Source organism: Microvirga sp. P5_D2 (assembly GCF_054049475.1).
The window spans coordinates 1-5439 of sequence record NZ_JBFUMH010000243.1 but is presented as its reverse complement, the minus strand read 5'-3'; the positions used below and the strand labels follow the sequence as shown (position 1 = coordinate 5439).

The window sequence follows — 5439 nt, the reverse complement described above, 5'->3', positions numbered from 1 at the left end:
GTGAAGAGGAGCTCGCGGGTATCGACACGAAGCCGCTCGTGGGCCATCTCGCGGCCTGGAATTACTTCCAGTCCATCGACAATCCCGAGAACAAAGCGTTCATCGAGAAATGGAAGGCATTCACGAAGAACGACAAGCGCGTCACCAACGACCCGATGGAAGCTCACGTGATCGGTTTCAATATGTGGGTGAAGGCCGTCGAGAAGGCCGGCACGACCGATCCGGACAAGGTGATCGATGCGATCATCGGTGTGCAGGTTCCCAACCTGACGGGCGGCGTTTCGGAAATGCTGCCGAACCACCACATCACGAAGCCGGTTCTCATCGGCGAGATCAAGGAAGACGGCCAGTTCGAAACCGTCTCGCAAACCGACGCTCTTGTGCCCGGCGATGCATGGTCGAAGTTCCTGGATGGCTCGAAGGACCTGATCGCCGATTGGAAGACACTCAAGTGCGGCAACTACAACACCGTCACCAAAAAGTGCGGCGCGTGAAGCTGAACGCAACGGGGGCGGCCAGCCGGCCGCTCTCACCCTCTCTCCGTCAAAAGTGTCTTTCATGAGCAGCTTGCGCAATCTCCTGCAGGCCTTTCTCCTGCTGATCGTCATGGCACCCGGCGCAATCGCCGGCCCATACGAAGATTCATTGCCCAAGTTCGCCACGGACAGCTATTCCGATACCGATGCGGGGCTCTCCGCAGTCGCCACGAGCGGGCATGCATCGGCATTGCCCCTGGTCGAGGCTTTGCGTGATGGCCGTCTCATGTTCGGCGCCGGCAAGGCCTATATCAAGGATGGGTCGGGCAACGTCATCGATGCCGCAACCGGCCAGGCAGCTTCCGCCGACAATCTGAAAGCCGTTCGCGTCAACAACCGTGTCCGCCGTGCCATTGAGGCCGCACTCGGCAGTCTGACCCTGCTGAGCGCTGACGCCGGAACCCGGATGAATGCCGCGCGAGCCGTCTTTCGCTCACGGGATGAGGCGGCTCTGCCTACTCTTGAGACAGCCATCGCTCGGGAAAGCGACGTGAATGTTCGCGATGCCCTGGAGAGTGCCCGCGCTGCCATCATCCTCACCAAGTCCGACGCCTCTGCGACAGATWAGCTTGCGGCGGTTGAAATCTTACGCGCTCAAGGCAATCAGGATGCGCTTGCCATCCTATCAAGTCTGCCGGCAGGGACGCCGGACGCAGTGACTAAGGCTGCAAGCGATGCTGCGGAGGGCATTCGAGCACAGCTCGCCTTCTGGAATGGATTTCAGAATGTCTGGTATGGCGTTTCCTTAGGCTCCGTTCTGCTTCTTGCTGCCATTGGTCTCGCGATCACCTTCGGCACCATGGGTGTCATCAACATGGCCCATGGCGAGATGGTCATGATCGGCGCCTACACGACGTTCGTGGTGCAGGAGATCATCCGCACCAGCGCTCCGGAACTGTTCGGGGCATCACTGTTCATCGCGGTTCCGCTCGCCTTTCTGATCGCAGGCTCCATCGGCATCCTTATCGAGCGCACCGTCATCCGTTTCCTCTATGGCCGCCCTTTGGAAACCCTCCTGGCCACCTGGGGGCTATCGCTGATCCTGCAACAAGCCGTACGCACCATCTTCGGCCCCACCAACCGCGAAGTCGGAACACCGGCCTGGATGAGCGGGGCGCTCGAACTTGGGGGCATGAGCCTGACATACAATCGCATTGCGATAGTCGTGTTCGCTTTCACGGTATTCGCCATCCTGCTGCTCGTGATGCGGTTCACCGCGCTCGGACTTTACGTACGTGCTGTCACGCAGAACCGGCGCATGGCAGGCTCCATGGGGATCCGCACCAATCGCATCGATGCCTTGGCGTTCGGCCTCGGATCGGGCGTTGCCGGCATTGCCGGCGTTGCACTCTCGCAAATCGACAATGTCAGCCCTAACCTCGGCCAAGGCTATATCATCGACAGCTTCATGGTGGTTGTGTTCGGCGGCGTCGGCAATCTCTGGGGTACGCTTGTCGGCGCGATGACGCTCGGTATCGCGAACAAGCTGCTTGAGCCCTATGCCGGAGCCGTGCTGGGCAAGATAGCTCTGCTCGTCGCAATCATCCTTTTCATACAACGGCGTCCGCGCGGCCTGTTCGCGCTGAAGGGCAGGGCGGTTGAAGCATGAATACGAAATCCGTGCTTGATCGACAGAGCATTATTGTTCTCACGCTCCTCGGAGCGGCAGCCATTCTTGTGCCCATCCTCAACGGCATCGTACCGCCAAGCTCTCTGTTCCATGTGCCGGATCACATGGTGCCATTGCTGGGCAAATATATCTGCTTTGCCCTGCTGGCCCTCTCCGTCGATCTGATTTGGGGTTTTTGCGGCATCCTTTCCTTAGGACACGGCGCATTCTTCGCGCTCGGCGGATATGCCATGGGCATGTACATCATGCGTCAGATCGGCCCGCGCGGCGTATACTCTCATCCTGTCCTGCCCGACTTCATGGTGTTCCTGAATTGGAACGAACTCCCGTGGTTCTGGCATGGCTTCGATTGGCTCCCATTCGCCGCCATCATGGTGCTGGCTGTTCCGGGCCTGCTCGCCTTCGTCTTCGGCTGGTTCGCTTTCCGGTCTCGCGTCACAGGCGTCTATCTATCGATCATCACCCAGGCGATGACCTTCGCGCTCATGCTCGCATTCTTCCGCAATGATATGGGCTTTGGCGGCAATAACGGCCTGACGGATTTCAAGGACATTCTCGGCTTTCCGCTCCAAGCTGCCTCGACCCGCATCGTTCTTTTTGTTCTTTCGGTCATTGCCTTAAGCCTCGGCTATCTTCTCTGCCGCTGGGTGGTCAGCTCGAAATTCGGCAAGGTGCTGGTTGCCGTGCGCGATGCCGAGAGCCGCACACGATTTCTCGGCTATAAAGTCGAGCATTACAAACTGGCGGTTTTCACCCTGTCGGCCATGTTGGCGGGCGTTGCAGGTGCGCTCTATGTCCCGCAAGTGGGTATCATCAATCCAAGTGAGTTTGCGCCGGCCAATTCCATTGAACTCGTGATCTGGGTGGCCGTCGGCGGTCGTGGAACGCTCGCGGGCGCCATTCTCGGCGCCATCGTGGTCAATGCAGGCAAGACCTGGTTTACGGGTGCGCTGCCGGAATTCTGGCTCTTCGCACTGGGCGGCCTTTTCGTCTTTGTGACCTTGTTCATGCCGCGCGGCTTGCTCGGGGCTGGGCAGAGCCTGTGGGAGAAGGTGCGGCAAAGATCCAAGCCTATGCAAACACCCGAAGCTGTTACGCAGGCAGCGGAGTAGAACATGAGCGCCCCTGTCACGCCCACTCTCCTCTATCTCGACAATGTCACGGTCTCTTTCGACGGTTTCCGTGCTCTGAACGCCTTGTCGCTGGCAATCGATCATGCCGAGATGCGCGCCATCATCGGGCCGAATGGTGCCGGCAAGACAACAATGATGGATGTGATTACCGGCAAGACACGCCCCAATGAGGGCGTTGCTTTGTTCGAAGGATCACATGATCTGACCGCGCTCGACGAGGCTGCGATTGCCGAGCTCGGGATCGGCCGGAAATTTCAGACGCCGACCGTGTTCGATATGCACAGCGTGGAAGACAATCTATTGTTGGCCATCAAGGACAACCGGAAGCCGTTCGCGACATTATTCTCACGGCGGACGGCCCAGGAGTGCGAGCGTATCGATGCATTGCTGGAGCGCGTTCGCCTGACGGCTCATCGTCATCGCAAGGCGGGAGAATTGTCACACGGACAGAAGCAGTGGCTGGAGATCGGCATGCTTCTGGCTCAGGAGCCGAAGCTTCTCCTCATCGACGAGCCGGCGGCCGGCATGACCGACCAGGAAACGGCGGATACCGCCGAACTTCTGCGCGACATCGCCAGGACGAGGGCTGTCGTGGTTGTGGAGCACGATATGACATTCGTCCGCGACCTCGATGTGAAGGTCACATGCCTTCACGAGGGCTCCGTGCTTGCCGAAGGTTCGCTTGATGCGGTCAGCGCGAACGAGCGCGTGGTTGAGGTTTATCTGGGCCGATGACGATGTTAGCCGTTGAAAATCTTTCACTCTACTACGGCGCCGCACAGGCGCTGCGCGGTGTCTCCGTGGAGGCAGATCTCGGCGAGGTCACATGTGTGCTTGGACGCAATGGCGTGGGCAAGACATCGCTTCTTCGCGCGATTGCCGGGCACAGGCCCGTCTCGGGAGGTGCGATCCGTTTCGATGGTCAGGACATTGTTCGGCTGAAGCCCTTCGAGCGCGCGGCCCTTGGCATCGCCTATGTGCCACAGGGCCGGGAGATCTTTCCATTGCTCACAGTACGCGAGAATCTGGAGACCGGCTTCGCGCCGCTCAAGCGTGGTGAGAAAAACATTCCTGATGAGGTGTTCGAACTTTTTCCGGTGCTGAAATCCATGCTCGGCCGACGAGGCGGCGATCTCTCCGGTGGTCAGCAGCAGCAACTGGCCATCGGGCGTGCGCTCGTCACACGCCCGCGACTCCTCGTGCTGGATGAGCCGACGGAGGGAATTCAGCCGTCGATCATCAAGGATATCGGCCGGGCAATTGCCTATTTACGCGAGCGCAAGGACATGGCCATCCTGCTGGTCGAGCAGTATTTCGATTTTGCCCGCGAACTGGCCGACCGGTTCGTGGTGATGGAACGTGGAGAGATCATTCAGCACGGCGATCGCTCGGCGCTTGAGGGGGACGATGTACGTCAACGCCTTGCCATTTGACGGAGCCTCCCAGCCTGTGTCTCTCCAACGTCAGCGGGCAGTCGGCCGTGTCGCGTTCAGCGCTATGGGACTGGGTGGGAGCACGCGTCCTATGAAGATTGAAGAGAGTGGTTCCATGCGCATACGCCTTCCGAAAGGCGAAGGCGCGGGGATCGATGCCGTTCTCGTCAACACGGCTGGCGGCATTGCGTGCGGTGATCATTTCGCGGTCGAGATCGATGCACGGCATGGCTCTGCGATCACGGTTGCAACACCTGCTGCGGAAAAGGTCTACAGGTCTGATGGTCCCGTCGCGGAACTCGCGGTCAAGCTCTCGGTCCAGGCCGGGGGGCGGCTCGACTGGCTGCCGCAGGAAACCCTCCTCTTCAATGAAGCGCGCCTCCTGCGTCGGCTCGACGCTGAGATGGCTGTGGATGCGCGCCTCACGCTTTTCGAGGCGGTTGTGTTTGGGCGTGAAGCGCGCAATGAGCGGATCGAGAGCGGGCTTTTCGAGGATCGATGGCGCATTCGCCGGGGTGGACGTCTCGTCTATGCCGATACGCTTCGTCTTGCCGGACCCATCGCGGATCTCCTGCAAAAGCCCAGCGTAGGGAAAGGTGCTCGCGCAATTGCCACATTGATCCATTTAGCGCCGGATGCTGAGGCGCGGCTTGAATCCGTGCGTGAGATACTGGCCTCCAGCGACAGGTGCGAGACTGCCGCAAGCG

General features: G+C 59.7%; 6 protein-coding genes. All 6 read left to right on the top strand.

Annotation, left to right across the window (positions count from 1 at the left end):
• A partial coding sequence (locus ACXJKO_RS29410) for a transporter substrate-binding protein (protein ID WP_457094570.1) occupies positions 1-494 on the top strand: 494 nt, incomplete at its 5' end.
• A gap of 64 nt (positions 495-558) precedes the next feature.
• On the top strand, positions 559-2145 hold the full coding sequence (gene urtB, locus ACXJKO_RS29405; protein WP_457094569.1) for an urea ABC transporter permease subunit UrtB: 1587 nt from the start codon (positions 559-561) through the stop codon (positions 2143-2145).
• Positions 2142-3278: an urea ABC transporter permease subunit UrtC gene (gene urtC, locus ACXJKO_RS29400; protein ID WP_457094568.1), complete on the top strand. Its 1137-nt coding sequence runs from the start codon at positions 2142-2144 to the stop codon at positions 3276-3278. Before urtB ends, urtC begins: the two co-directional genes overlap by 4 nt.
• A gap of 3 nt (positions 3279-3281) precedes the next feature.
• Positions 3282-4034 carry an urea ABC transporter ATP-binding protein UrtD gene (urtD, locus tag ACXJKO_RS29395; RefSeq protein ID WP_457094567.1) on the top strand — a complete coding sequence of 251 codons (753 nt, stop codon included), beginning with the start codon at positions 3282-3284 and terminating at the stop codon, positions 4032-4034.
• Positions 4035-4036: 2 nt separating this feature from the next.
• Positions 4037-4732, top strand: a complete 696-nt coding sequence (urtE, locus tag ACXJKO_RS29390) for an urea ABC transporter ATP-binding subunit UrtE (RefSeq protein ID WP_457094566.1) — start codon at positions 4037-4039, stop codon at positions 4730-4732.
• A 115-nt stretch (positions 4733-4847) separates the two neighbouring features.
• On the top strand, positions 4848-5439 hold a 592-nt coding region (locus tag ACXJKO_RS29385; RefSeq protein ID WP_457094565.1), incomplete at its 3' end, for an urease accessory protein UreD.

Coding starts and splice junctions, on each gene's coding strand:
- urtD (WP_457094567.1), top strand. CDS start 3,282: ATGAGCGCCCCTGTCACGCCCACTCTCCTCTATCTCGACAATGTCACG.
- urtC (WP_457094568.1), top strand. CDS start 2,142: ATGAATACGAAATCCGTGCTTGATCGACAGAGCATTATTGTTCTCACG.
- urtE (WP_457094566.1), top strand. CDS start 4,037: ATGTTAGCCGTTGAAAATCTTTCACTCTACTACGGCGCCGCACAGGCG.